The 25,128-nt window shown below is 59.5% G+C and carries 15 protein-coding genes, 1 other RNA gene and 5 pseudogenes; 14 read left to right on the forward strand and 7 right to left on the reverse strand.

Features of this window, described 5'->3' with window-relative positions; all coding sequences use genetic code 11:
• Positions 1–88: 88 nt before the first annotated feature.
• The 6 genes and pseudogenes from CS390_RS21075 to CS390_RS21100 all read left to right on the forward strand — a co-directional run.
• Positions 89–913 carry a (Fe-S)-binding protein gene (locus tag CS390_RS21075; RefSeq protein WP_065758241.1) on the forward strand — a complete coding sequence of 275 codons (825 nt, stop codon included), beginning with the start codon at positions 89–91 and terminating at the stop codon, positions 911–913.
• Entirely contained in the window at positions 910–2,364 is a 1,455-nt protein-coding gene (locus tag CS390_RS21080) for a LutB/LldF family L-lactate oxidation iron-sulfur protein (RefSeq protein WP_099775847.1), read from the forward strand. Before CS390_RS21075 ends, CS390_RS21080 begins: the two co-directional genes overlap by 4 nt.
• Positions 2,364–3,035 carry a lactate utilization protein gene (locus CS390_RS21085; RefSeq protein ID WP_099775849.1) on the forward strand — a complete coding sequence of 224 codons (672 nt, stop codon included), beginning with the start codon at positions 2,364–2,366 and terminating at the stop codon, positions 3,033–3,035. The genes CS390_RS21080 and CS390_RS21085 overlap by 1 nt, the downstream gene beginning before the upstream one ends.
• Entirely contained in the window at positions 3,032–5,842 is a 2,811-nt protein-coding gene (locus CS390_RS21090; RefSeq protein ID WP_099775851.1) for an FAD-binding and (Fe-S)-binding domain-containing protein, read from the forward strand. The genes CS390_RS21085 and CS390_RS21090 overlap by 4 nt, the downstream gene beginning before the upstream one ends.
• A gap of 124 nt (positions 5,843–5,966) precedes the next feature.
• Positions 5,967–6,358, forward strand: a transfer-messenger RNA (tmRNA) gene (gene ssrA, locus CS390_RS21095).
• Between the two features lie 76 nt (positions 6,359–6,434).
• Positions 6,435–6,644, forward strand: a pseudogene (locus CS390_RS21100) (integrase); the annotation flags it as partial.
• A 36-nt stretch (positions 6,645–6,680) separates the two neighbouring features.
• On the opposite strand, the gene CS390_RS21105 reads toward CS390_RS21100, so the two are convergent.
• Together CS390_RS21105 and CS390_RS21110 are read right to left on the reverse strand one after the other, a co-directional pair.
• A complete protein-coding gene (locus tag CS390_RS21105) occupies positions 6,681–6,965 on the reverse strand; it encodes a DNA-binding transcriptional regulator (RefSeq protein ID WP_177442425.1) in 285 nt (94 codons plus the stop codon).
• Positions 6,955–7,150, reverse strand: a pseudogene (locus CS390_RS21110) (hypothetical protein). Before CS390_RS21110 ends, CS390_RS21105 begins: the two are co-directional and overlap by 11 nt.
• A 353-nt stretch (positions 7,151–7,503) precedes the next feature.
• Between CS390_RS21110 and CS390_RS21115 the strand changes: the two are divergent.
• From CS390_RS21115 to CS390_RS25445, 8 genes and pseudogenes are all read left to right on the forward strand, one after another.
• Entirely contained in the window at positions 7,504–7,980 is a 477-nt protein-coding gene (locus CS390_RS21115; RefSeq protein WP_099775853.1) for a Bro-N domain-containing protein, read from the forward strand.
• Between the two features lie 545 nt (positions 7,981–8,525).
• Positions 8,526–9,214: pseudogene (locus CS390_RS21120) on the forward strand (DUF3987 domain-containing protein); the annotation flags it as partial.
• Entirely contained in the window at positions 9,198–9,527 is a 330-nt protein-coding gene (locus tag CS390_RS21125) for a hypothetical protein (protein ID WP_099775854.1), read from the forward strand. The pseudogene CS390_RS21120 and the gene CS390_RS21125, both read left to right, overlap by 17 nt.
• A pseudogene (locus tag CS390_RS21130) lies at positions 9,514–10,494 on the forward strand (integrase domain-containing protein). Before CS390_RS21125 ends, CS390_RS21130 begins: the two are co-directional and overlap by 14 nt.
• Before the next feature lie 279 nt (positions 10,495–10,773).
• On the forward strand, positions 10,774–11,844 hold the full coding sequence (locus CS390_RS21135; RefSeq protein ID WP_177442426.1) for an ABC-three component system protein: 1,071 nt from the start codon (positions 10,774–10,776) through the stop codon (positions 11,842–11,844).
• Positions 11,832–12,335 (forward strand): ABC-three component system middle component 2, encoded by a 504-nt coding sequence (locus CS390_RS21140; RefSeq protein ID WP_218195290.1) that lies wholly within the window; start codon positions 11,832–11,834, stop codon positions 12,333–12,335. Before CS390_RS21135 ends, CS390_RS21140 begins: the two co-directional genes overlap by 13 nt.
• The gene (locus CS390_RS21145) at positions 12,326–14,134 is read left to right on the forward strand and encodes a hypothetical protein (protein ID WP_099775857.1); all 1,809 of its coding nucleotides are present in this window, start codon (positions 12,326–12,328) and stop codon (positions 14,132–14,134) included. The genes CS390_RS21140 and CS390_RS21145 overlap by 10 nt, the downstream gene beginning before the upstream one ends.
• A gap of 551 nt (positions 14,135–14,685) precedes the next feature.
• Positions 14,686–14,811, forward strand: a pseudogene (locus CS390_RS25445) (integrase); the annotation flags it as partial.
• 95 nt (positions 14,812–14,906) lie between these two features.
• Here the strand turns inward: CS390_RS25445 and CS390_RS21155 are convergent.
• Genes CS390_RS21155 through CS390_RS21175 form a run of 5 tightly spaced genes read right to left on the reverse strand, consistent with a single transcriptional unit; the run spans position 14,907 to position 25,117 of the window.
• Positions 14,907–17,945: a DEAD/DEAH box helicase gene (locus tag CS390_RS21155; RefSeq protein WP_099775859.1), complete on the reverse strand. Its 3,039-nt coding sequence runs from the start codon at positions 17,943–17,945 to the stop codon at positions 14,907–14,909.
• On the reverse strand, positions 17,946–19,991 hold the full coding sequence (locus CS390_RS21160; RefSeq protein ID WP_099775861.1) for an EH signature domain-containing protein: 2,046 nt from the start codon (positions 19,989–19,991) through the stop codon (positions 17,946–17,948).
• Positions 19,988–20,752, reverse strand: coding sequence for an OmpA family protein (locus tag CS390_RS21165; protein WP_099775862.1), 765 nt, complete (start codon positions 20,750–20,752; stop codon positions 19,988–19,990). Before CS390_RS21165 ends, CS390_RS21160 begins: the two co-directional genes overlap by 4 nt.
• The gene (zorA, locus tag CS390_RS21170) at positions 20,752–23,097 is read right to left on the reverse strand and encodes an anti-phage ZorAB system protein ZorA (protein WP_099775864.1); all 2,346 of its coding nucleotides are present in this window, start codon (positions 23,095–23,097) and stop codon (positions 20,752–20,754) included. Before zorA ends, CS390_RS21165 begins: the two co-directional genes overlap by 1 nt.
• Positions 23,098–23,143: 46 nt before the next feature.
• Positions 23,144–25,117, reverse strand: coding sequence for a DUF262 domain-containing protein (locus CS390_RS21175; RefSeq protein WP_099775865.1), 1,974 nt, complete (start codon positions 25,115–25,117; stop codon positions 23,144–23,146).
• Positions 25,118–25,128 lie beyond the last annotated feature (11 nt).

Genomic DNA, 25,128 nt, shown 5'->3' on the forward strand with positions numbered 1-25,128 from the left:
CCCGCCTGCAAGGTTGCCGAAAGCTTCGCTGGATAAAGTGCCGGCAGCACGCAGGATGGATAACCGGGCCCACCCGGAGACACGCCTGATGAGCGACCTGTTTTACAACGCCGTGCCTAACGCCACCCGCGTCGCACCGCCACTGCCCCAACCACGGGAATACCCACAACACAAACCCGCGAAGGTCTACCTGTTCGGTACCTGTGTGGTCGATCTGTTCTACCCGGAAGCGGGCATGGACGCGATCCGCCTGCTGGAGCGTGAGGGCATTCGTGTCGAGTACCCCCAAGGCCAGAGCTGCTGTGGTCAACCGGCTTACACCAGCGGTTACACCGAGCAGGCCCGGGAAGTGGCCAGGGCACAACTGGCGCTGTTTGCCGGCGATTATCCGGTGGTCGTCCCGTCGGGCTCGTGTGCGGGCATGATTCGCGAACACTATGCGGACCTGTTCCACGACGAACCGGCCACGCTGCAACAGGTCAAGGCGCTCGCGGCGCGTACCTATGAGCTGGCCGAATTCCTGCTGCATGTGTGCAAGGTGCAACTGCAGGACAGCGGTAATCCGGTCAAAGTGGCGCTGCACACGTCATGCTCGGCACGCCGGGAAATGAACACCCATGTACACGGGCGTGCGCTACTGGCACAACTGGGTAATGTGGAACGGGTCGAACACGACCATGAAAGCGAATGTTGTGGCTTTGGCGGCACCTTCAGCGTCCGTATGCCAGACATTAGCGGTGCAATGGTCGCAGACAAGACCCGCGCCCTGAAAGACTCCGGTGCCCACCAGGTGGTGAGCGCCGACTGCGGTTGCCTGATGAACATCAACGGCGCCCTGGAAAAACAGCGTGAAGCGCTACGCGGTCAACACTTGGCCAGCTTCCTCTGGCAACGTACCGGGGGTGGTCAATGAGCACGCCATCGCTGATTCCGACCGTCGAGGTGCAAGACGATTTTCGCGCTCGGGCTCACAAGGCCCTGGGCGATCAACAACTGCGGAACAACTTCCGCAGTGCCATGGACTCGCTGATGACCAAGCGCGCCGTGGCCTTCAGTGATGCTCATGAACGTGAGCATCTGCGCGCACTGGGTAACGCCATTCGCGCTCGTGCATTATCCAAGCTGCCCGACTTGCTCGAGCAGCTTGAGCAGAACCTGACTCGCAACGGTGTGAAGGTACACTGGGCGGAAACGGTGGACGAAGCCAATGGCATCGTCCTCTCGATCATCCGGGCTCACGAGGCCCGGCAAGTGATCAAGGGCAAATCGATGGTCAGCGAAGAAATGGAGATGAACCATGTCCTCGCTGAACAGGGCATTGAATGCCTGGAATCGGACATGGGCGAGTTCATCGTCCAGCTCGACCACGAGAAGCCTTCTCATATAATTATGCCGGCAATCCATAAGAATGCCGGCCAGGTCGCGTCCTTGTTCCACGACAAACTTGGCGTGGAGTACACCAAGGACGTTGACCAACTTATTCAGATCGGCCGCCGGGTGCTGCGTGAAAAGTTCTTCGAGGCTGATGTCGGCGTCTCCGGGGTCAACTTCGCCGTTGCCGAAACCGGCACCTTGCTGCTGGTAGAGAACGAAGGCAACGGGCGTATGTCTACCACCGTGCCGCCGGTGCATATTGCCGTGACCGGCATCGAGAAAGTGGTCGAGAACCTGCGCGATGTGGTGCCGCTGCTGTCGTTGCTGACCCGCTCCGCGCTTGGCCAGCCGATCACCACCTACGTCAACATGATCTCCGGCCCACGCAAGGCAGAAGAGCTCGACGGCCCACAGGAAGTCCACCTGGTGCTGCTCGACAACGGCCGCAGCCAGGCCTTCGCCGACAGCGAGCTGCGCCAGACCCTGAACTGCATCCGCTGTGGCGCCTGCATGAACCATTGCCCGGTCTACACCCGCATTGGTGGCCACACCTACGGTGAGGTCTACCCCGGCCCTATCGGCAAGATCATCACCCCCCACATGGTCGGCCTGGCCAAGGTTCCAGACCACCCGAGCGCGTCATCGCTGTGCGGTGCCTGTGGTGAAGTCTGCCCGGTGAAGATCCCGATTCCGGCCCTGCTGCGCCGCTTGCGCGAAGAAAACGTGAAAGCGCCGGACAGCCCGCATCAAGTCATGCGTGGCCAAGGCAGCAAGTACTCACGCAAGGAACGGATGATCTGGAACTTCTGGGCTCGCCTGAATACATCGCCTGGGCTTTACCGCCTGTTCGGTTTCTTCGCTACCCGCTTGCGCCAGTGGGTGCCGAACAACGTCGGCCCCTGGACACAGAACCACAGCGCCCCGAAACCGGCTGCCCGCTCGCTGCATGAGCTGGCGCGTGAACACCTGGCCAAGCAGGACAAGCACTGATGAGCGCAAAACAGAACATCCTCGCCAAACTGCGCAAGAGCCTCAGCGGCACCACACCGCTGGCCGACAATTTCGATGAAGCGCTGGTCACCGAACCTTGGCGCTATGCTCCCGAGCAACGGATTGCCCAACTGCGCAAGTTGATGGAAGCGGTGCATACCGAAATCCACCTGACGACCGCTGCCGATTGGCCGCAGCGCGTGGCGCAACTGATGCGCGAACGCCAACTGCCGAGCCTGCTGATCGCCCCGGCCACGGCTCACGGCCAGCAGCTGTCGGCCTACTGGCAGCAATGCGGCGACCTGCCGCCACTCAAGGCCTACGACCGGCCCGTGGAAGAGTGGAAGGCCGAGCTGTTCAATGACACCCCGGCCAGCCTCACCGGTACCTTGGGCGCAATCGCCGCGACTGGCAGCCTGATCGTCTGGCCAACCCCGCAGGAACCACGCTTGATGAGCCTGGTGCCGCCGGTGCATTTCGCCCTGCTCAAGGCCAGCGAAATCCATGACAACTTCTACGAGGTCCAACAGAAGTTTTCCTGGGCCGCCGGCATGCCGACCAACGCCCTGCTGATCTCCGGCCCCTCGAAAACAGCCGACATCGAGCAGGTACTGGCCTACGGCGCCCACGGCCCGAAAGACCTAGTGGTGCTGATTCTGGAGGACCAATGAGCCTGCCTGCCACGTTTCTGCACGACGTTCAGCGGCTGATCCCCAAGGACCGCCGCTTCGATGATCCAACCTCAACGTTAGCCTTCGGTACCGACGCCAGTTTCTATCGGCTGATCCCCAAGCTGGTGATTCGTGTCGAGTCTGAGGATGAAGTGGTCGCCCTGCTCAAACTGGCTCAACGTGACCACGTGCCGGTGACCTTCCGAGCGGCGGGCACCAGCCTGTCCGGGCAAGCCATCAGCGACTCGGTGCTGATCGTCCTGGGCGACAACTGGAACGGGCGCGAAATCCGTACCCAGGGCCAGCAGATCCGTCTGCAACCCGGGGTGATTGGCGCGCAGGCAAACGCCTGGCTGGCCCCCTTCGGGCGCAAGATCGGCCCTGACCCGGCCTCGATCAACGCCTGCAAGATCGGCGGCATCGTTGCCAACAACGCCAGCGGCATGTGCTGTGGCACCGCCCAGAACACCTACCACACGCTGGCCGGCATGCGCCTGGTGTTGGCCGATGGCACGCGCCTGGACAGTGAAGACCCAGCCAGCGTCCGCGCCTTCGAGCAGAGCCACGCCGCACTGCTGGACGAACTCGCCCGGCTTGGCCGCGAGACACGCGCCAACACCGAACTGGCTGCGAAAATCCGCCACAAATACCGCCTGAAGAACACCACCGGTCTCTCGCTCAATGCCCTGATCGACTACGACCAACCGCTGGATATCCTCTCCCACCTGATGGTCGGCTCCGAGGGTACCTTGGGCTTCATCAGTGCGGTCACCTACGACACCGTCATCGACCACCCGCACAAGGCTTCGGCTCTGATCGTCTTCCCGGATGTGGAGACCTGCTGCACCGCCGTCAGCGTCCTGAAGAGCCAGCCCGTTTCAGCCGTCGAACTGCTTGACCGTCGCAGCCTGCGTTCAGTGCAAGACAAGCCGGGAATGCCGGCCTTCGTCCAGCAACTGTCGGAAAACGCCTGCGCGCTGCTGATCGAGTCACGCGCCGCCAGCCAGGCACTGCTGCATGAGCAGCTTGCACAGATCATGGCCTCGCTGGCACCGTTTCCGGTGGAAAAGCAGGTGGACTTCACCGAAGACGCCAAGGAAAACGCCAAGCTCTGGGCCATTCGTAAAGACACCTTCCCGGCCGTCGGCGCCGTGCGCAAAACCGGCACGACGGTAATCATCGAAGACGTGACCTTCCCAGTGGAACAACTGGCCATCGGCGTGAACCGCCTGATCGCCCTGTTCGACAAACACCACTACGACGAAGCGATCCTGTTTGGTCATGCACTGGAAGGCAACCTGCACTTCGTCTTCACCCAAGGCTTCAACAGCGCCGAGGAAGTCGCACGCTACCAGGCGTTCATGGACGACGTGGCACACCTGGTGGCCGTCGAGTTCGGCGGCTCGCTGAAGGCCGAGCACGGCACCGGGCGCAACATGGCACCGTTCGTCGAACTGGAATGGGGCGAGGACGCCTACCAATTGATGTGGTCGCTCAAGCGCCTGCTTGACCCCAACGGCATCCTCAACCCGGATGTGGTGCTCAGCCAAGACCCACAGATCCACTTGAAGAACCTCAAGCCGTTGCCGGCGGCCGACGAAATCGTCGACAAGTGCATCGAGTGCGGGTTCTGCGAGCCGGTCTGCCCATCCAAGGGGCTGACCCTCAGCCCACGGCAACGCATCGTCATGTGGCGTGACATCCAGGCCAAGAAGCGCGCCGGCATTGATACCCGAGAACTGGAGCGCGACTACCAGTACCAAGGCATCGATACCTGTGCCGCTACCGGCCTGTGTGCACAGCGTTGCCCGGTAGGCATCAACACGGGCGAACTGGTGAAGAAACTTCGCGGCCAGGCCGCACAGCATGTAAAAACCGCGGACTGGCTGGCCGAGCACTTCCACTCGGCGCTCAGCGGAGCCCGCCTGACCCTGATGGCCGCCGATACGGCACGCAAGCTGCTCGGCGCACCGCGCCTGGCCCGTATCAGCAACACACTGAGCGAGCTCAGCAAGGGCCGTATACCGCAGTGGACGGCAGCCATGCCGCAGCCGCTCAAGGCCATGCGCTTCAGCCCGAGCAGCCACGATGCCCGCCCCCGCGTGGTGTACCTGGCCGCCTGCGTTTCGCGGGTCATGGGCCCAGCCGCGGGCGACCGTGAGCAGACCTCACTGCTGGACAAAACCCGCGCGCTGCTGGAAAAGGCCGGTTACCAGGTGGTCTTCCCCGAGAATCAGGATGGCCTCTGCTGCGGCCAGCCGTTTGCCTCCAAGGGCTACGCCGAGCAGGCCGAGCACAAACGCCAGGAACTCATCAGCGCGCTGCTGCATGCCAGCCGCGGCGGGCTCGACCCTATCTACTGCGACACCAGCCCCTGCACCCTGCGCCTGGTTCAGGACCTGACCGACACACGGCTGGACCTGTACGACCCAGTGCGCTTCATACGCACCCATCTGGTCGACAAACTGGAGTTCACCCCGCAGGACGAACCGATTGCCGTCCACGTGACCTGCAGCACCCAGCACCTGGGCGAAAGCCAGGCCCTGATCGACCTGGCGCGGCGCTGCAGCAAGCAGGTGGTGATTCCGGAAGGCATTCACTGCTGTGGTTTCGCTGGCGACAAAGGCTTTACCACACCGGAACTCAATGCCCACTCACTGCGCAGCCTGAAGGATGCGGTGCAGCATTGCAGCGAAGGGATCTCCACCAGCCGCACCTGTGAAATCGGGCTGTCCAACCATGGCGGCATCGACTACCACGGCCTGGTTTACCTGGTGGACCGGGTGACACGCGCTCGCGCAATCTGAGTGCAACCATGGATCGCCAGCCTGGCCGGCGATCCATGGTGCCAGCAGACAGTCGACGTTACCCCAGCGAAAGCGTATACTCCCCTGTGAACGCCTAGAAAGCGTTCCAGCTAGAGCAGCAAATGGGGCCGATTAGGATTCGACGCCGGTAGCGAAACTCTAGGTGCATGCCGAGTTGGTAACAGAACTCGTAAATCCACTGTTGCAACTTTCTATAGTTGCCAATGACGAAACCTACGAGGGCTACGCTCTCGCTGCGTAAGCAGCTGAGCCCGCTCTTCTGGTAGCTTCGGCTCCAGCAATCACCAGGGGATGCCTGTAAACCCGAAGTGATTGTCATACAGAACAGGATCGCCGCGTAGTACGTTGTGGACGAAGTGGCTAAAACTTACACAACTCGCCCAATGCACCCTGCCCGTCGGGCCGCTGAGGGTTAACTTAATAGACACGGCTAAGCATGTAGTACCGACAGCGGAGTACTGGCGGACGGGGGTTCAAATCCCCCCGGCTCCACCAATTTGTCTTCCCAGGAAGACCCAGAAAAGCCGTAAAGCCTAGAGAAATCAAAGCTTTACGGCTTTTTTATTGCGGACATGGATGGGCCCCTTAGTTGATCGAAGTCGCCCTCGCCCACGTCGATAAAGTCGAAGCCCGAAGCGCATACAACCGAGCGGACTACATCGAGCGTCGGCGCCCGATGATGGTTTGGTGGAGCGAGTACATTCAAAAAGCAGCGACAGGGAATCTATCGGTTACGGCCATCCACGGCGACCGAAGCGGTAACGTCGTACCGATTCGTTGATCGGACAACCGTCGCTGGCGGTGATGGAACGGGCTGTCAGATGGCCTGGAGGTCTCGCAACGCTTCCGGGTGCTGGCTGGCAACCCGCAACAGGGTCTGTGCCGCACCGGCAGGTCGCCGACGACCTTGCTCCCAATCCTGCAGCGTGCGCAGGCTGACGCCCAGTAGCTCCGCAAATGCACTTTGAGACACGCCGACTTTGGCCCGGGCCTCAGCCGCAGCCGAAAGCTTCACCTCGGTTGTGCGTGCGGCCTTGCCAGCCTTCATTTGACGTACCGAAGCCAGCAAGTCCTTCTGAAAGCTTTCCATTTCATGGTCCATTACTGATTTCCTCTTTCAATTGATTCAGGAAGGCTGTCGGCAAGTTGTCGAACTTCGCCTTGGTGTAAGCGATCAGCAGCCAGCGGGTTTGCCGCCAACCAAGTGATGAATTCCTGGCGCTCGTCATAACGCCAGATTGATTCGGCGTAACGCTTGAATATTTCGGTTTCGATGATCGTGTACATGGCAAAAACATTCGGCAAGGCAGTATAGCGGTGCAAGGTTCGCTGGTCGGATGCTTGCAATGCCGAGCACCAGCACCTCCAGGACCTTGCTCTTGCAGGCATCAAGCAGTAAGGTCTATGCATCGCTACCCATTAGCGATACAGGATTGGCGTCCTGTCTGGTTCGGAAGACACAAAAGCCGCTGTCGCGGCTTTTTCGTGTCCTGCATGTGGCTGCCTGTTATGGGCGGGCCGTATGTGGGCATCTTCGGATGCGCCGGGGTCCGACTAGCCGGTACGCCAACCCATACGGTTCCGCCCACCCTGATTGGCGTCAGGAGGCGGTGTTATCACCTCTAGCGGACAATTCAAAAATGAACGAGCATTTCGAACCCATGCGGTTCACGCGCAACAATCGTTTCATCCATGCATTGATACTCGATGCTCAAGCCTGGTTTAGCGTTGTTGATCTCGGCAGGCTTATGGGCTACTCCCTGAACGAGCGCCTCATTCGCAAACTCGACACCGACCAATATCGTGTTCTCTCGCTGAACTACCACGGGGAAATTCAGGATACGTTGATGGTGAGCGAGTCCGGCATGTATGCGCTCATGATCTATCACCAGATCCCTGAAAATCGAAACCTTCGGCAGTGGTTGACGCATGACGTCATCCCCGCACTACGAAGAACCACAGCCTCCACAGCAGAGAATGGGCCAACGCTCACCACACTGCATTGGGCGGGTCGTTCCGTGAGTCTTTTGCATTGGCAAAACACCGCCTGGATTCAATGGCGGGATATGCCAGTGCTGATGCCATCAGTCGAGCATGCCAACGGACTCAGTCGGTAAATTGACCTCTTACGGCCCATCTCACGACGCCGTGCAACTTTCATAGGCAGCAGTGGCGCGGAACATCTCGAAAGTTTGCCCTCTTCGATATCCGTCAGGCCAGAGCAAAAAGCCTCCCGTATTTCCCCCGTGGCGACAGTCGCCACTATTTTTCTGCTGTCGCTGGGCTTTTAGAGCCAAGCCCCTGAGGACAGGAAGGCTTTGCCTTCGCGCCCTCAGGGGCTTACAAAAAATACGGCAAGCGGTCATCAGGCCAGGTAGCCAGGACCTTTAAGGCTACGCCATACCCTGGTGCTCCCTGCCCATGCGCGCTCGCTTCCAATTAGGCGCGCAGTCACGCCCAACGTGATCGTCGCAAAGTTATCCACCGTACGGCTACGGCAGATCACGCCCGTGTCACCCGCAGCAGCGATGAGGAGATGGTGCCGCACGCAGCCCACGGAATGGACTGTACCTGACTGACAGTCAGGCATGCCCGGTCATCGCATAACTGCCTGCCGCTACCGACTCAGGATCTCGCGGCGCTGGTCTCATCAGCCAATGCAGTCTCCAACCAACTGCTCAAAGACCGGATGATCAATGGCCAAGGCATCCTGAGCCGCTGCTTGATCAGTTGGCCCGAACGTCTGGTCGCCGGCGCTTGTACAAGGCAGTCGAACTGACGCGAGATACCAAGGTCCAGCGCTACCAAACGCGCATCACCTCCCTGCTGGATAAGCGATTGTCGCTGGACAAAGACGGTTCATTTAACCCCGCTAAGCTGGAACTGACGCCCAGCGCTCGCACTGCCTGGATTGATATTCACGACACCATCGAATGCCAGTCTGGCGAGTTCGGTGAGCTGGCGGGCGTCCAATCCGTCGCAGGAAAAGCGGCGACCAATGTGCTGCGCATCGCCGGTGTGCTCGCGGTTACTGAAGATACGAGTGTAGTGAGTGATGCCCATATTCAACGCGCCTCAACACTGATGGATTACTACCTGGCGGAGATCCAACGCCTGACCGAACAAGAGCCAATCAACACTTTACGTGAGGATGCGGATCGACTGCTGCGCTGGCTGACGCAAAAAGGCTGGACCCAATTCACTACCCGCGATCTCAATCGCAACGGCCCTCGTTTTGCACGCAAGAGCAGCCATCACACCGCCAAACTGCTCGTCGAGTTGATCACGCATAACTGGCTGAACAGTCGCGATGCCAAAACTTTCGAGGTCCGCCATGTTTCGCCTCAATGACGCGGTGCGCTGCTACCAGGCGCAACATCAATCGCAATCAGAAACACGGCGTGTCGCCACCTTGTCGCCACGCGCCAGGCCAAGAATGAAGCGGGTTGTCGCCACTGTCGCCACACCACCTCTTGCCCCCGCCGACATCGCCCTGTTGATCGAGCAACTGCGTGAGGAAGGGGCACGGCTAGAACACCAGGAGAACGCCCTCCTGATCCGCCCAACACACTGGCAGCAGGTGGACAGGTTCAGCCCCCACTGGAAAGCCCTGCTTCTTTTTCTGCAAACAAACGAAAACGGTGATGACGATGACCTTGATTAGTCGACGTGATGGTCGCAACTTTGGCTATGGCCGCCAGCTGAGCTATGCCGGTTCACAAGCGCTAAAGGATTTGTTTGCCGGCGGCCACTTTGCCACGGTCAAAGCGCATAGCGATCGCTGGCGAGCGTTCGTGCGTTGGTGTCGATCAGAGGACGGTCCCGGTTACAACGATGCGCGCCAGATCGATCGACAGACGCTCCAAGACTACGCCGCATATCTGCGCCAGCAGATCCAGCAAGGTGAACTCTGCATCGCCACCGCGCAGAACCGCCTGAGCAGCGTAAACCGCACCCTCGCTGCGCTGCGCGGTGATCAGGACGTGAGGATCGCCAGCCCGAGTCAGGCGTTGGGACAGAAGCGCTCGACCGTACGCACCCGCGCGCCAGATGGCCAAGACCGCCAACAGGTGCAGCGAGTGCTTGAGGTACTTGGCGAACAGCACCACGAGCGGGTGGCCGCGATTGTCCTATTGGCTCGAACAACCGGTATGCGCCTGCGCGAAGCAATCCTGGCGGACCTGCCACGATTGCACCGCGAAGCCGAACACTTCGGCCGCATCAACATTCAGGACGGCACCAAAGGCGGCCCCTCAGGGGCTTCCGCGCCGCGATGGATCGTGGCCAATGAAGCGGTGAAAGCGGCGCTGCAGTTGGCTCGTAAGGCGTCGCCGACCAGCAGCCGCAACTTGCTGGCCCGAGACGAAAGCTACGCCGCGTTCCTGTAACAGACCGTACTCCCCGCCCGCGAAACGCTGCATGAATACGGGCTGAAGGGTTTTCATGAACTGCGAGCGGCCTACGCCTGCGAGCGTTACGAACAGCTCACGGGCCACGCTGCACCGATCAATGATGGCCACTGCTATCGCATTGACCGCGACCTTGATCAACAGGCGCGCTAACAGATCAGCCTTGAGCTCAGGTATAACCGGATCGATGTGGTTTCGGCCTACATTGGAGGTCGAGTGTGACCAGGCGCTTCAATATGGCGCTGTTCCTGAGCGGCGTAATAAATCACGCCCGCAGTGAAGTCTCCATCCCTTTCCCGATCCCCGCTTGGCAGCAACCGGTTCAGCCTGGGCCAGTAGAGGAGCGTGCTAAAAATCCGTGGAGGGGTCGCTTACTTATGGCACTATCGCGCCAGTGGAACAAATTGGCGCAATCTGGATCGATTCCGGATTCTGCTGCGTGCCAACGACGCAAATATGGAGGCTCGGCTGCCACCGCTTAAGAGCGCGGCACCCGATCGTATGGAAACTAATCCGACTCAGAAGCTGATGCGGAGGAACCGCTTTGCGGTAAAGCGCGGCGTCATTCCTCCTTCATCCCAAGTCTTGCTCATTCACGCCGACCAATGGGAAAAGCTCATTGAGGACGCATGTCGCAATCGTCCTTTGGGTGGCGATGCGAAATACGTATTCGTCAAACAACTGGGCGGCGCAGGCGACGGTGGGCGCGATGTCGAAGCTCGTCTAGTGTCCGCTTTGTCCGAGAGGCAATGGGATCTCTTTCAAGGCAAACATTACAACCACGCCTTGACGCCTACCGACGTATTCAAAGAATTGGTCAAATTCTTCAAGCACTTGGAGGCAAAGACTTACCCTGCGCCGCGGTACTACTACCTCTGTGCGCCGCGCGGCGTGGGCAATGACCTTCACAACCTTCTGAGCAAACCCGACGAGTTCAAGCAGCGCTTGCTGGATGACTGGAGGGCGGGGAAGACCGGGCTCAAGGGACGCGCTACAGAGCTAACCCCGGCACTCGAACAGTTAGTCCTGGCCTTCGATTTCAAGAACATCGCGGAGTGCCAGACACGAGACATCCTGGAGTGGCATGCGCTGGATCAGAAGGCGCACTTCGAGTTGTTTGGTTTTGAGGGTCAGCGCGGTGATGATCCCTTGGCCCCCGTCGCCCCCACAGTACATGAGCAGGTCTACATCGAAGAATTGCTGAAGGTCTATTCCGAACTAACCGGCAAGGGCTTGACGCTGGATGAACTAATGGCCTCGGACTCCTGCGGTGAGCACTTCCAGAGTCAGCGCGCACTGTTCTACTGCGCCGAAGGTTTGAAGACATTCAGTCGGGACACCTATGGCGAGGCTGAGTTCGAGGCGCTGTTGGGCATGGTGCTGACGGGCATCAAGCCTAAGATCAAGAGCCCTCGGCATAAGACCGGTCTGGACCGACTCGAGGCTGGCACCGAGGGTGCGCAACAGTTGGTCGTCAATGACAGTCCGCTGGCTCCTAAGCTGCGGCCCGGCGACCTGCCGGGCACCTGCCACCACTTAGCAAACCAGAGGAGGCTCCAGTGGGTCAAGTAAAACGACACGCGTTGCCTGTGTTCAATTCACCATTTGAACTCGGCATCCGCATGGTCTATCTCCTACAGGCACTCCTGCCGCACGGGTCGGACCTTCAGAAGCTGGTGCTGCTGGACTATGCCATTGTGTACTCCGCGGATCTGAACGGGCCGAGCAGCCTACACACTCCCATTCCATTCCGCGGAGCAGAACTCATGAGCAGGCGCGAGCTGATTGAGCAAGGGCTCTACCTCATGAGCACGCGAGGCCTGGTGACGGCCACATGGGACACAGATGGCATCACTTACTTCGCGGGCGAGGTCGCGAGGACGATGACGGGCGCTTTGACGTCAAGCTACTTGCGTGAATTGGAGCAGCGCTGCGCATGGGCAGCCGAGCGCTATGGTCAAGCCGACTCCTCCGCACTGACTGCCCAATTCGCCGCGAGCGGTCACCTGTGGGGCGCAGAACTCGAATTGATGGCGCGAAATGGAGGTGGCGCATGGGCATAGTTCTCACGTCGCTGTCAGTCCACGGACCAGATCGCGAGATCGCCGAGGTCCTATTCCACCACAGGCGACAGCTGATTCGAGGCCCCAGCGAGACTGGCAAGTCCTATATTTACGACTGCCTTTGGTACATGCTGGGAGGTAACGACCTTCCCGAATCATTCCCGCTGACGCAGGGCTACCAGGAATTCCGCCTGCGGTTTAATGCAGCCGACGGCGAATACGAAGTACGCCGCGGGATGTCTGGCGGAGGCGCCGCCGTTTACACGCGCGTGCTCGGCGACACTGAGGATCAAGCGTTCGAACCGCTGGATCAAGACCTCGGGGAGTTACTCGTAGCGTTGTGCGGCGCGAGTGGCAAACAAATTCTTCGCAATCACAGCAAGCGTGGTGCCGTAACGGGCGACGATCTTCGCCACTGGTCGTTGTGGTCGCAGTCCGACATCCCTGCCAAGCAACCCAGTGCTGGCAGCGGGCATGCCGCATCGAAGCATGAAGCGGCGTTCCACTTGTTTTTGACAGGCACCGATGATTCGGCCATCCAACTGCGGAAGTCCGCAACAGACGCTGAACGTGCCCGCGGCGAGCTACAGGCTGCCGAAACTGCCCTGAAGCGCATCGAAACCCTTATGCCGAAAGACCTGAGGCGCCACGAGGTGGCAGAGGCGCTGGAGCGGGTGGATACAGCCCTCTCGGCAATGACGAGCCAATACGACGCGCGTGCTTCCGCGCTGAAGGACTTGCGCAGGCAGCTTGCTGAAACGTCCGATGGATTACGCCAGGTTGAGAACGAGCGGAATCACACGCAGTCCATGATTGGCCGCTTCGAGCTGCTCGACAAGAAGTACGCGAACGACCAAGCTCGCCTTGGAGGTACTAATGAAGGCGTCGCGTTCTTCCAGGAACTACCGACTGTAGATTGCCCATTGTGCGGAACCCCGGCAGAAAGCCAAGTGGACCCTAACGATCTGCGCCCCGCGGCGCCAAGTCGCTACCGAGCAGCCATCGCCGCTGAAGCAGAAAAAATTCGTGCTCTCCGCGTGGGCTTACTCGCTGCACTCCAACATGAACGAGGCCGCTACCAAGATCTCAAAGCAAAGACTTCGAATCTGGATGCTGCCCTCAACGTGCTGCAGAACCGCGAAGCGATGGTGCTCCAGAACGTCCGCGTCGAGTTCACTGCCAATCCAAAGACATTGGCGTTGCGACGTTCAGAGCTGTCCGAGCAGCTGAGTAATTTCGACGAGATACAGCACCTGACGGCAGAAATTGATCGCCTAAAAAAGGCAAGCGTGCGCAAACGTATCAATGTGACTCGCGAGAGCGGTACGTTTGGCCGTGAGGTGGCCAACCGCGCAAAGGAGTTGCTGAATACTTGGGGTTTCACTGCCATCCAGAACATCGCTCTCGAAGACGGATCTTGCGATCTGCGTATCGACGACCGTTCTCGCCTCAGCTACGGCGCCGGTGTGAGAGGCCTGTACCTGTCCTCTCTGGTGGTCGCGCTCATGGAACACGCGCTTGAGAAAGGGCACCCGCATCTCGGCGTCGTCGTGCTCGATTCGCCGCTGAAGACGTACGCCGATCCGGACTCGACCGAAGAGCATGAGGTGCTGCCTTCGACGGTCATTGACCGGTTCTATGGTTGGATGGCGACTTGGCGTGGGCGCGGACAAGTCATCGTTCTCGAAAACGAACCGATCAAACCAGAAACAGCGGAAGCGCTCGAACCCATCACGTTCACGCGTATTCATGGTAAGGGCCGATACGGCCTTTACCCAATTAGCGCAAAGCGGACCTAGGTCAACCGTCCGTTCTTAGCCGATCTTGTTGAAAAAGTCGGCTTTGGTTTCCACGGCATTAATTTACGAGTCTGAGATTGAAATCCGTGTTTCTCGCAGAAGGTTCAGGGCTCAGATTTTACGTTACAGCGTGCAAAAGAGGTGTTTTCACCACTCATTGCATCGTTAGTCAGGCCGGGACGAACTTTTCGACACAACCGGCCGATTTCTTCCTGTCACCACCGGCAGCTATGGGCAGTTCACTGCCAATCATGGTTACGAAACGTGCTGGTCAGATCGAATGCAAACGGGTGGTCAAGTGGAGTGCAGTATTCCAACTGGTATTCCAAGTAAAAATTAAAATCGTTATATATTTTATAAATCAATAACTTACTGAACAGATTCAAATCCCCTGTCCCAAATGATCAATCAAAGACGTCCACGGACGTCTTTTTTGTGCCTGATACCCAGTAAATACGGGGCTTTCAGCGTCATCACGATCCGATAGCGTCCAGCAAGGTCCACGAAATCCGGTATTCCAAGTCATCTACTGGTAATTTTTGGAATACCGCATGTGCGCTCAAGCCACCCGCCTCTCGGACTTCAAAGTCAAAGCCGCCAAGCCTCAAGAGAAGGGCTATGTCCTAAGCGATAGTGACGCCCCTAAAATACGAGTGGGAAGCAATGACCTTAAACTCTGAAACTTCAACTTACGTGGAGATCGATTGGCTTTTCTGGTTAGGGCTGCCGATCAATAAACCTGTCCCCCTTTCAGCTCGCCCATACAGATTCTTTAAAGGCCCATCGACTGAATCATCTCCCCCTCACTGACCGACTCCGGTGTCACAACGGCATCCTTGAGCATCAGTTTTCCGCGTAACAAGCGGTCAAGGTGCACATCGAACGAATCAAACTGGGGATGAGTGACAGCAGGCAGGTGAATGAACACCGGTTTGGTCTGGCCGATCCGGTAAACCCGGTCAGATGCCTGCGCCTCCTTGGCCGGGTTCCAGTGGCGCTCCAGATGCACCACATGATTGGCCCCGATCACGGTCAGACCGACCCCCGCAGCGACTGGCGACATGATCAGCACATTGAAACCGCTGTGGGCTTCAAATTCGGCAATCAGCCGCTTTCGCGTCATGTCTTCCGCACGTGTCGCGACCGCTTTGGTATCGCCATTGATCACAGATACACTCAAGCCATAGATCTGATCAAGCCAGAGCTTGAGGACTCGCTGCAGACGCTTGGTCATCATGAACAGGATGACCTTTTCACCCTTGCTACGGATCTCATCGAGCAACTGCAGCATCACCGCCAGCTTGCCGGACTCCATCATCAATTGCCGCGCTTGCTTGCCGTCCTCGCTGTACAGCGCCGGCTCATTCTCCAGGCGTGGGTGCAGGGAAATCGAGCGCAGCTGAGTCAATGCCGCCAGTGCGGTACCCCGCATATCCTCAGCACTCGCACGTCGCGCCCGGTAGCTGTTGAGGACTTCATCGTAGGTCTGCAACTGGATGCCTTTCATCACCACACCCAACTGCGTCGCATGCCGTTGCAAGCCATGATCAGCTTGCTCGACACCACTGAGAATGGTCTTGGTTGGCAGGCCCTTGAGCTGATCCTCTTTCACCCGCCGCAGCATAAATATGCCAACCGCACGCCGCAGCTGCTCGCCTAAATGCGCCCGGACCTCATCTCGCTCATCATCGCTGGCAGCCAGGATCGGCTTGATCCAGGTATCGCGGAAGTTTTCCCAGCCCCCCAGCAAACCGGGCTGCACCGTATGCATCAGGCACCAGAAATCGCCCAGGCTGTTTTCCACCGGCGTGCCGGTTGCCAGCAGTTTGAAATCCGCCTTGAGCCCTTTGGCCGCAATAGTCTGTAGCGCATTGGGGTTCTTGATGTTCTGCGCCTCGTCGAAGATGACCATGCCCCAGTCGATACGGCACAGAGAGAACTGATAATCGCGCAGGGTCTGGTAGGTCATCAGTACCAAGCGGCGATCCATATCCAGACGATGCACACCAGCTTCCGGCCCTACATGCAGCGCATAGCGAATGCTCTGCTCATCCACCATGCCACTGCTGTCATCGATCATAGACGCCAACTGCACCGATTCGCGCTCAGCACCGTTGACGCGATAGTCGCGCAGACTCCGCCCCGACTGCAGCACCACCACATCGCGGAACGGAATGCCGGCGAAAGTCTTGTCGACTTCATCCTCCCAGTTTTCCAGCAGGCTCAGCGGCGCCACCACCAGAACTGGTTTCTGTGGCTTGTCAGCCGCGCGCTGACTGGCCAGATATTCCCCGACCGTAACCAGCGACATGTAGGTCTTGCCGAGGCCCATGTCATCAGCCAACAGACCACCCTGCAGGCGATACAGGTCATCCGCTTCATCCTGCAACGCAGCGCCCATCAGTTTCAACATCCACTCGATCCCCTCACGCTGATGAGGGAACGGCTGCCGGGCATAAACCGACCAGTCGGGCACAGTCAACGGCGTTGCAGCCGCCGCCTTGTGCAACAGTGCAGAATTTATCTCGTCGACATCCTTGAGAATGACCCCGACCTTTTCCTTGCCTTCCGGGGGCTCGTACTCCTCGTCACGCGATTCGCTATCGCTGACCGGGTGCATGTTCTGGCGAGCCTTGGCCAGCTCCTGCTGAACGGCCGGGGCATCGGAGATATCGATCACCTCGCCAGCAAACGCCACACTCGTCGCGCCCTGTTCATTAGCCGCCTGCAGTACCCCTTCGAAGCGCTGCAAATCCTCGGGAGACTGAATCAGCTTGCCCAGAATAGCGGCAGGTGCCGGGCGTTTGTCCAGTGCAAACCAGTCATTCTTAGTTGCATCCAGCGCGCCGAAGTCCATGTGCTGAAGCTTGCCGATGCCCGCAACCCGGGCGGAGAAGCCCACCTCCAGATTGACCAGCGCAGCATCGAGAAACGCCGTGGGCGTCGCAATAAACTCGTTTACCTGGTTAGCCGGAATACGCTTGTTCGCCAGCACATTGCGGATACCCTCCATCCTCGCCTGATCCAGCAACAGCACACGATTGTCAATCCGCAGCACGCCGCCATCGGCCGTCATGTCCAACTGCGACCAGCGTTTCTCCAACTGATCAGCAGTGGAGCCATCCCCCAGGCTAGGGCAGAGCTGAAGGCTGCCATCTGGCAAACGCGTGGCGATAACCCCGATGTTCTCCGGCACCACCACATCCAGCCGCTCGAAGTGGCTCAGGTCAATGCGCATACCGCTGCGTGCGGCGGTCTGCAGTTCAGCCATCAAACGCAGATTGGCCGCCTCACCACGCTGCTCCGGCAGCAGCGCCTCATGCCGCTCCCAGGCCTGCAAACCCATCATTTCAGCCGGCGTCAGCCAGTAGCACTCACTGCTGGTCAGGAACAAATAAGGGCCTTTGCGTGTGAAGCTGGCAGCGCCATCCGGCATTTCCAAGGTGATCGCCACACGAAAACCACTGTTGCCTGTGCGTCCACTGATCGAGGTCAGAAAGCGCCCCGGCAAGCGCCTTGGCAAGCGCAGGATTTCCGCCTGCTCAAGGTCCATCCCCGAAACATCTTCGGCACCGATGTGGAAACCGTTAGCGGTGGTTTCAGCAATGCCCTGCTCAGTCAGCATGTTGAACACGATCAACTGTACTTTTGCCAGCGCACTACCCTGCCCAGTTTGCAACGCCTGGAAGGCCGGCATGGGCATGAAGAAGTTCAAGCCATTGGAGTCCGGTTGCGACTGAAAGCCCTGCTGAGTACTCAGCGCGCCATCCCGCTCACCGATGAGCGAGCGGAAAATATCCATCAACCCCATCTATTCGGCCCCTTCCTGTTCATCCAATGCCTCAAGCGCGAGACGTGCTGCCTCATTCACCGTCCAGCCGTACTGCTCATCACGCACGCACATGTCCTTCAATGGGCCATACAAGATCTGATTGATTTCTCGCGTATCGACACCGAACACATTCGCCGCATAGCGGACTTTATCGCCTGGGTTATCCACAAAGTAGCGCAGTATCTTCAGGGCCGAGGGTTTCAACCCTGCCAGCCGTCCTTCGCTTGCCTGCATCGGAGGCGCCGTGACAGGAGCATTCACTACGGAAGGACTTACATAGCGCGGCACTACGGGATAATGCTGCTGAGTGCCTTGCCTTACTGAAGAAGACGGAGAAGGCGTCACAGCACGCGAAGCCAATGGTTCTTGTGCAGGAGTAGCTCTGGATTCTCTCGTTACCTGTGCTACAGGCGCACGCCCCTGAGGCGCTGACAGCATTGTCGCCTCAGTCCTGTCAGCAGCGGAACGCGCCGGCTCTGCAGGAGAATCTACCTGTCGAGGAGGCGGCACTGCCGTACGCCTGGCATTGACCACAGGCATACCAAACTTGCGCAGGTAAGACTGGTAGTCACTGCGATTGAGCAACTGCTCGATATCCAGAGCGATACCGTTATCAGCCAGGAAGCTGAACACTCTGTTCTGCCAGGAAAGCGGCGGGTGATGCGTGAAGGCATCATAGGGCAGGCTGGGATAAAGCAGCTTATAGGCTTGAGGAATAGCCGTGGTCAGATCAGCGTGACTGAAACTTGAGCGCTCATAGGAGCGCAGAGCCTCGCCCGGCGAGGCGAGATAAACCCAAACTCTGAAGCTGTGCGAGCCCTCGACCAGGTGGAAATCTCCGCAATCGAGATAGATCACCGCCTTGTCGTTCATCTGCCCGTCCATACGAGCAAATGTGGTCTTGACCTCTTTGCCGAGGATGCGGTTGACTGAATGCTGCGCCCGCCCACCAAGCAGCAAACGGGTATTGCGGATCAGCTTGAGCTTGAAGAGGCCTTCCAGGAACTGCTTGCGTGCAGGGAACATTCGCTGCAGATCGTCGTTCTGAGTTTCGATACCGTACTGTTCCACCGCCTGCAAAAACAGACGCAAGTCTTCCTTGGACAACCAACCCCGAACCTTATGCACCCGCTCGTCACCGAGGAACTGCCACCACTCTCGGTAGTTGGCCGAGTTGCGGGAAATACGCGGATCCCCAGCCAGATTGAGGATAAAGTTCAACCAGGCATCGCCCGGTTCCTGCCCGACGCGGTCGATCAAAATCTCCAGCGCGATATGTCCGATTCGCCGCTCGCCCTCGTAGGGCGCCTTGGCCACAGAGGGTTTCTGCAGTTCGTCCAGCACCGGGTCATACTCACCGGGCGAAAGCCCTCGCAGGGTCTCCAGGTAGAAGTGCGCCCGGCAGATATCGCCATAGCGCCCATCGTCAAAGCCCTGAAGACCCAGAGCCTCAAAGGTTGCACTCAGCTCATGGCCGCTGTCGCGAACCTGCTCGACCAGTTGTACCGGGCCGTCAAGCGGCAACAACCAATGTCCATCACGCTTGAGGGTTAACAGCGGATCGGCTTGCGGCCCGCTGACTCTGGGTTCAGGCAACAATTGCAGTTGCTGCAGCAAAACCTGCTCAAGCTTCTCACGCAGCCCCTCGTGCTCGTCCAGCTTGTCGAAGCGACGGAAGTAGAACTGCGCCAGTTGCTGCAGAGTAATGCGCGTCAGCCTCGGCTGCTGCGCCTCCACCAGCACAGTGAGCAAGCGGACACTGAACAGCCGCCTGCCGATAACCTCGTCGTTCAACCACAACCAGGTCAGCGCTCGCGCGGTAAGCCGGCGTTTGAGCAACGCCGGCAAGCCGTCAAAACGCCCGGTGCTGGCCATATCGCGCAAACGCGCCAGCATTGCCTCGAACGCATCACCCTGCCCTGTCGCTGCCGCCATCCTGGCCCCCTTTTCGATCAGAGTCTGCCAGACTTCAATTGTCCTGGCAGGCCACTCGACCACGGGCATATGCAGCGGGGGCAACTTCACGGCTGCACCTCTTCCAGGCGCTCACGCACCTGCTCGTACTGAGCGCTGTCCGGGCGGCGAATGGTGAAGCGGATGTCGATACGGCGGTTACGCTTGAAGTCTTCTTCCGCCTGCTGGTCTACCACCACCGGCCGGGTTTCACCGTAACCACTGACCGAGAACAGCGGCTTGCCATCCTTGTTGTTCAGACTGGCCAGTTGCTCATCACCTGGCAGGGCAGCGCCCCAGAACTGCCACAAAGAAATGGCGCGGAAGGTTGAGAGCCCCCAGTTGCCCTTGCCCATAAACCCCGGGAACGGCCGATTGTCGGTATGGCCCTCGATGAAGATGGTATCGAGATACTCAATCCTGTCATCACGGGCGATCACCTCATAGATCACCTTGCCGATCTCCAGCGCACGTTCCTGGTAAGCGGCATGAATGTCATAGGCGCCGCTGTCGAACCCGAGCAGATCGTTGGGAATACTCAGTACCGTATGATTTTCGCTGACCTCGACCTTGATGCCGCGACGGCGCAGGGCCTCAACCGCTTCATCCAGAATGGTGCGGCGCACCTGCTCAGCTTTTTTCAGCTCGACGATTTCTTCCTCGAACTGAACCTGCCGCTCCTTCAGCTCCTGCTGAATCTCCATCAACTGCAGGATCAGAATCACCGAGGCCAGAATAAAGATCACTAGCAACGCCGACATGATGTCCGAGAAGGACATCCAGTACGGATTTTCCTCGTCGACGCTGACCTCTTTGGCTTTGCCCAGACGCATTAGCGTGCCTCCAGCTCATCCAGAATGCTGCTCATGTTCTGCACGATGCGGTGCATCTGATCCGCATAGTTCTGAGAGACCTCATTCCACTTGTTCATGCGGTCATCCGTCTGCACGCGCACCTCACCGGCATAGCTACGCAGCCACTCCTCGGCCTGCTTCTCCACCGCCTCGACCTGCTCACGCAGCGCCACACCCAGCGAGATAAACTCATGGCGCACCCCGGCGAGGAATTCCTGCTGGGTCGTTTTCATCTCGCGAAAGCCGTTACGCGCCTCGCTGGCAGCCTGTTCGAAGCGCTGAGCGCCTTCCAGCAGGGTGCCCTGCAACTGCGCCAGGATCGTCGCCTGCTGCTGCAGCTGGCCAGCCAGTTCGGCGTTCTGCCCGCCTGCCTGCTCGATGCGTGCAGTCACCTGTTCCAGGCGCTGGCCCAACAGTTCGGCGGCCGAGCGCACGTTGGTCGATAGCAGGCCAAGCTGATTGGCACTGCTGTCCATATGCTTGCTGCTCTGCGCAGCCGCCTCGGTTGCCTGCTTGAGCTGGCCGAGCAACTGCTGGTGCTGCTCCGCCATCAGGCGGCTCTGCTGCTGAGTGGCCTGCACGGCACTGGCCAAACCGGCCAGCAACTCCTGCTGCTGCAGGGCAACCTGCTCAAGCTGCTGCTGGAAGCGCTCCTGCCGCGCCAGCTCGCGAGCCTCGGCCTGCTCACCCTGGGTGCCGATCTGCGTGGTCAGGCCACCCAGCAGCTTGTCCACGGTGCTCTGCAATTCACGTTGTTGCTGCGCCGCCGCCTCGTTGAGTGCATTGATCTGCTGCTGGCTGCTCTGCCCCAGGCTGCCCAGCATCAGCTGCTGGCGTTCGAGCAGCTCGGCCTGTTGCTGCTCATGCCGTTGCGCGCGAGCCTGCTCACGCTGCTCGGCGGCGCCCATCTGCGTATCGAGCTGAGTGTTGAGGTTCATCATCAAACGGGAGAACACCTTCTCCAGATTGTTATGGCGCTCGTTGCCGGCCTCGGCCATCGCCTGCATCTGCTCACGGGTCGAATGGGAGAACTGCTCCAGCATCGCCGTCTGGCTGCTGCTGGCCTGCCCCAATACCCGCTCGAACAGCGCCTGGCGCTCTTCGTCACGCTGCTGCGCCGCACCCAGTTGACTCTGTAGCTGGCCGCTCAGGCCCGCCATCAACTCGCTGAAGCGCTGCTCCATCTGCGCCTGACGATCATCAGCAGAACCGCTAATGCGCTGCAATTGCGCCTCGAAGGCCGAGCTTTGCTGCTGCGCCACCGCCATCTGCTGGCTCTGCTGCTCGCTGAGGCTGCTAAACAACTGATTCAGCTGCTCGCTCATGCCACTCACGGCGGCATTCACATTAGCCGCTGCCTGCTGCATCTGCTGGCCCTGCTCACGGCCAACCGAGGTCATGCCTTCCATAAAGTTGCCTACCAGGCTTTCCAGCACCTGAGTGGACTGCTGGCTGGTGGTGCTGACCAAGGTCTGAATGGCCGGCGCCATGATGTTGTTCAGGGCATCAGTGAGTGCGGTCTGCATCGCCTCGTTCATGCCGGTCAGGGTTTCCTGCAGGCGCTCGCCGATGCGCTCGTGCAGCTCCTGCAGCGCCTCCTTGCTCTCCTTGCCGTATTCGGCGATGTGCACCAGCGACTGCTCGGCGGGAATGCGCGGATACAGCGCATCCACATCGTGCTGTAGCGCTTGAATCCCCTGCAGCGCCGCACGCTCGAACATCTTCTCGATGAAGTTGAGCAGCAGGCTGAACAGCACACCCCAGACCGAGGTCATAAAGGCCACGGCAGCACCGGAGATCAGCTTGTTGATACCGCCCTTGAGCGCTTCGATCTCGCCCGTGCTGCCTACCAGCCCTTCCAGACCAACGGTCAGGCCGACGAAGGTACCCAGCACGCCGATGGCCACCAGAAAGCTTGGCGCTGCCGCCAGCAACCGGCTGGCCGTCAAACCACCAGCCAGCGTACGCGGGTTGAAGAAGTGCTCGGCATCCAGCGTGTTGAACAGCTGCTTCTGATCCGAGGACAGCACTAGGCTCTCGTCGAACTCACGCCAGAGCATGCCTACATTCGGCGCCTTGAGCTCCCCCGCCCTCTGTAGGGTTTCCCGGCGGTTCTGCGCTAGCGTCTCCTTGCTCTGCCCTTCCAGCAGTGAGTGCAGAGCCTGCATCCGCGCGCTGAAGCGGCGGTAATGCACCACCAGCGCCCAAAGGGAAAAAACAAAGACAAGCGCAGTGGCCAACCAGAACCAGGCACTGATGCCATTGGGGTTGGCGCTGAACATATGGGCGAAGTCAGGAATCAGGTGTTGCAGCAGGTCCATCATGTCAGGGCACCCAGAAACGTTATTCGAATAATCAGTAATTCCAGCATCACTTCGGCATCGGCCAAATCTTCAGCGCGGATGCAAACAGGCTGTCCGCTCGCACCACGATATCTTCCTCATCCCAGGAATCGTTGTCGCCATAGCGCTGGAAGTGGGTGTTGAGCATCAGCAGGCTGGTGGTCACGATCTCTTGCCGCTTCACGGCAAAGGGTTCGTTGCTCAGGGCGGAGTTGAAGGCTTGGGTCACCAGTGTGAGGTTGCCGATACTGTGCAGCAGGCGACGGCGCCTTTCCTGGCTCTCTGGTGTGTCCTCGGCGAGCGGCCAGTTCGTTTGCCACTTCTGCGGCAACACATGCTCCACGGTCAGGCCATCAGGTAGCACCAGGCTCTCCTGCTTGCTACCGCGCATGGACAGCTCCAGCGCCTCTAGAACCGCACGGACCTTGCTGGTGTTGCGGCCCTGGTAAAGAGCGCGATGGCACCAGTTAAGGGCGAAGGCCTCGTCATCCGGCCAGCACTGGCTGTCGCCCTGCAGGGACAGCAACTTGTCGCGCAATGTCGCGGCATCGGTCTTCTGCTCGCGCACCATCTCCACCAGCAAGCGGTTGAGGAAGGTGCGGTTGTAGCTCTTGGTGGTGTAGCCACAGATAAAGCGGCGCACCAAGTAAGACTCCAGATCACCAATGGCCTGCAGGAACTCCGCGGAATCCGGCTTATGATGCTCCAGTAGATACAGCACAAGCGGCGTCACCGTGGATACATCCAGCAGCTTCAGACGCCGGCAGAACAGATCGAGGCGACTCGCCTGCCCCGGCACCATAAAGGTCTGGAAATACCCCGCCAGGTGCGTGATGCGCGCCAGCTCGCGCTGAGTGTCGCGCGGCTCATCCTGCCACCAGTCCTTGAACTCGTTGAATACGTGGGCCACCTTCAGATCCTCGCACTTGCGCATGCCCACGTAGTGGTAAAGCAGCAGGTCCAGTCGCGAGTTCTTCAGGCGGCCCTGCCGCTCCTGCTGCTTCCAGAACTTGGCGCCCTTGCCGGTGCTGGTGTCCACCGTCTCGTCGAAGTGCTGCCAGCCCTGGCGATACAGCTCATCCACGTCTTCGCCGTTACGTGTAGCGTGGAGGAAGATGAAGTTGCGGATCAGGTCGCTCGGCAGCAGCGGTGCGCCCCGGGCATTGAGGGTTTCGAAGATGATCTGCGGGTCGTCCTCGTCCTCCAGCTCCAGCGACATGATCTGGAAGCCCTCGCGCAGGGTGACCAGCAGCGCATGGGCGCGCTCCACCTGCAGCGGCAGGTCGGCGCCCGGCAGTTTCAGCTGGTTGTCCGCGTCAATGGAGCGAATCACCGCATAGGCCACGGTGCGCTCTTCATCCGCCGCGGCGCCCGGCAACGGGTCATCGTAGCGCAGGCCACGCAGGTGGCAGACCAGCATGGCGTGGAAGAACAGGTAGGCACGCACCATCGCCGGGCGTTCCTGATACTGCCGACCAACCTTGGCCGGGAAGCGCTCGCAAACCTTCTCCGCGCTGCCCAGCTCGGCCAGCGCTTGCATCACATCGCGGCCGACATTGGTCGGCAGCACCTTGAGCGAATCGCTACTCTGACGGTACTTACCGATATTCTGCGTCAGCGGCTTGAGGTCGTAGCTCAGCGCCTCGTCATCCAGCGGCACCACCAGGTCGCGAAACGCCAGCAGCAGGATCTGCAGGGTGGTGATGCGCTGCTGGCCGTCGATCACATCGCGGTTGCCCACGGCATCACTGCTGCCGCCCTTGAGGCTGCCGATCACCACGGTGCCGAGAAAGTGCCGGCGTAGCGGCCTGAGCCGGCCAGCCCCGACCATGGCTGCATCGGCCTGATGCTGGACGATAGCCTCCAGGCGGTCAACGAGGTCTTCCCAGAGCGGCTGCACCTGCTCGTTCAGCGTCCACACGTAACCGCGCTGGAACAAGGGGATCAGGTACTGCGCGCGCTCGGTAAACAGGTCGGTGACGGCTTTCTTGTCGGGACGCATAGGATGTCCTT

Source organism: Pseudomonas sp. HLS-6 (assembly GCF_002753995.1).
Taxonomy (GTDB): Bacteria; Pseudomonadota; Gammaproteobacteria; order Pseudomonadales; family Pseudomonadaceae; genus Aquipseudomonas; species Aquipseudomonas defluvii.

Bases quoted from the DNA above. Each gene is read 5' to 3' on its own strand.
- CS390_RS21115 (WP_099775853.1), top strand. From the start codon at position 7,504: ATGAACGAGCATTTCGAACCCATGCGGTTCACGCGCAACAATCGTTTC.
- CS390_RS21105 (WP_177442425.1), bottom strand. From the start codon at position 6,965: ATGGACCATGAAATGGAAAGCTTTCAGAAGGACTTGCTGGCTTCGGTA.
- CS390_RS21155 (WP_099775859.1), bottom strand. From the start codon at position 17,945: ATGGGGTTGATGGATATTTTCCGCTCGCTCATCGGTGAGCGGGATGGC.
- zorA (WP_099775864.1), bottom strand. From the start codon at position 23,097: ATGATGGACCTGCTGCAACACCTGATTCCTGACTTCGCCCATATGTTC.
- CS390_RS21135 (WP_177442426.1), top strand. From the start codon at position 10,774: ATGGAAACTAATCCGACTCAGAAGCTGATGCGGAGGAACCGCTTTGCG.
- CS390_RS21075 (WP_065758241.1), top strand. From the start codon at position 89: ATGAGCGACCTGTTTTACAACGCCGTGCCTAACGCCACCCGCGTCGCA.
- CS390_RS21090 (WP_099775851.1), top strand. From the start codon at position 3,032: ATGAGCCTGCCTGCCACGTTTCTGCACGACGTTCAGCGGCTGATCCCC.
- CS390_RS21085 (WP_099775849.1), top strand. From the start codon at position 2,364: ATGAGCGCAAAACAGAACATCCTCGCCAAACTGCGCAAGAGCCTCAGC.
- CS390_RS21125 (WP_099775854.1), top strand. From the start codon at position 9,198: ATGTTTCGCCTCAATGACGCGGTGCGCTGCTACCAGGCGCAACATCAA.
- CS390_RS21175 (WP_099775865.1), bottom strand. From the start codon at position 25,117: ATGCGTCCCGACAAGAAAGCCGTCACCGACCTGTTTACCGAGCGCGCG.
- CS390_RS21145 (WP_099775857.1), top strand. From the start codon at position 12,326: ATGGGCATAGTTCTCACGTCGCTGTCAGTCCACGGACCAGATCGCGAG.
- CS390_RS21165 (WP_099775862.1), bottom strand. From the start codon at position 20,752: ATGCGTCTGGGCAAAGCCAAAGAGGTCAGCGTCGACGAGGAAAATCCG.
- CS390_RS21080 (WP_099775847.1), top strand. From the start codon at position 910: ATGAGCACGCCATCGCTGATTCCGACCGTCGAGGTGCAAGACGATTTT.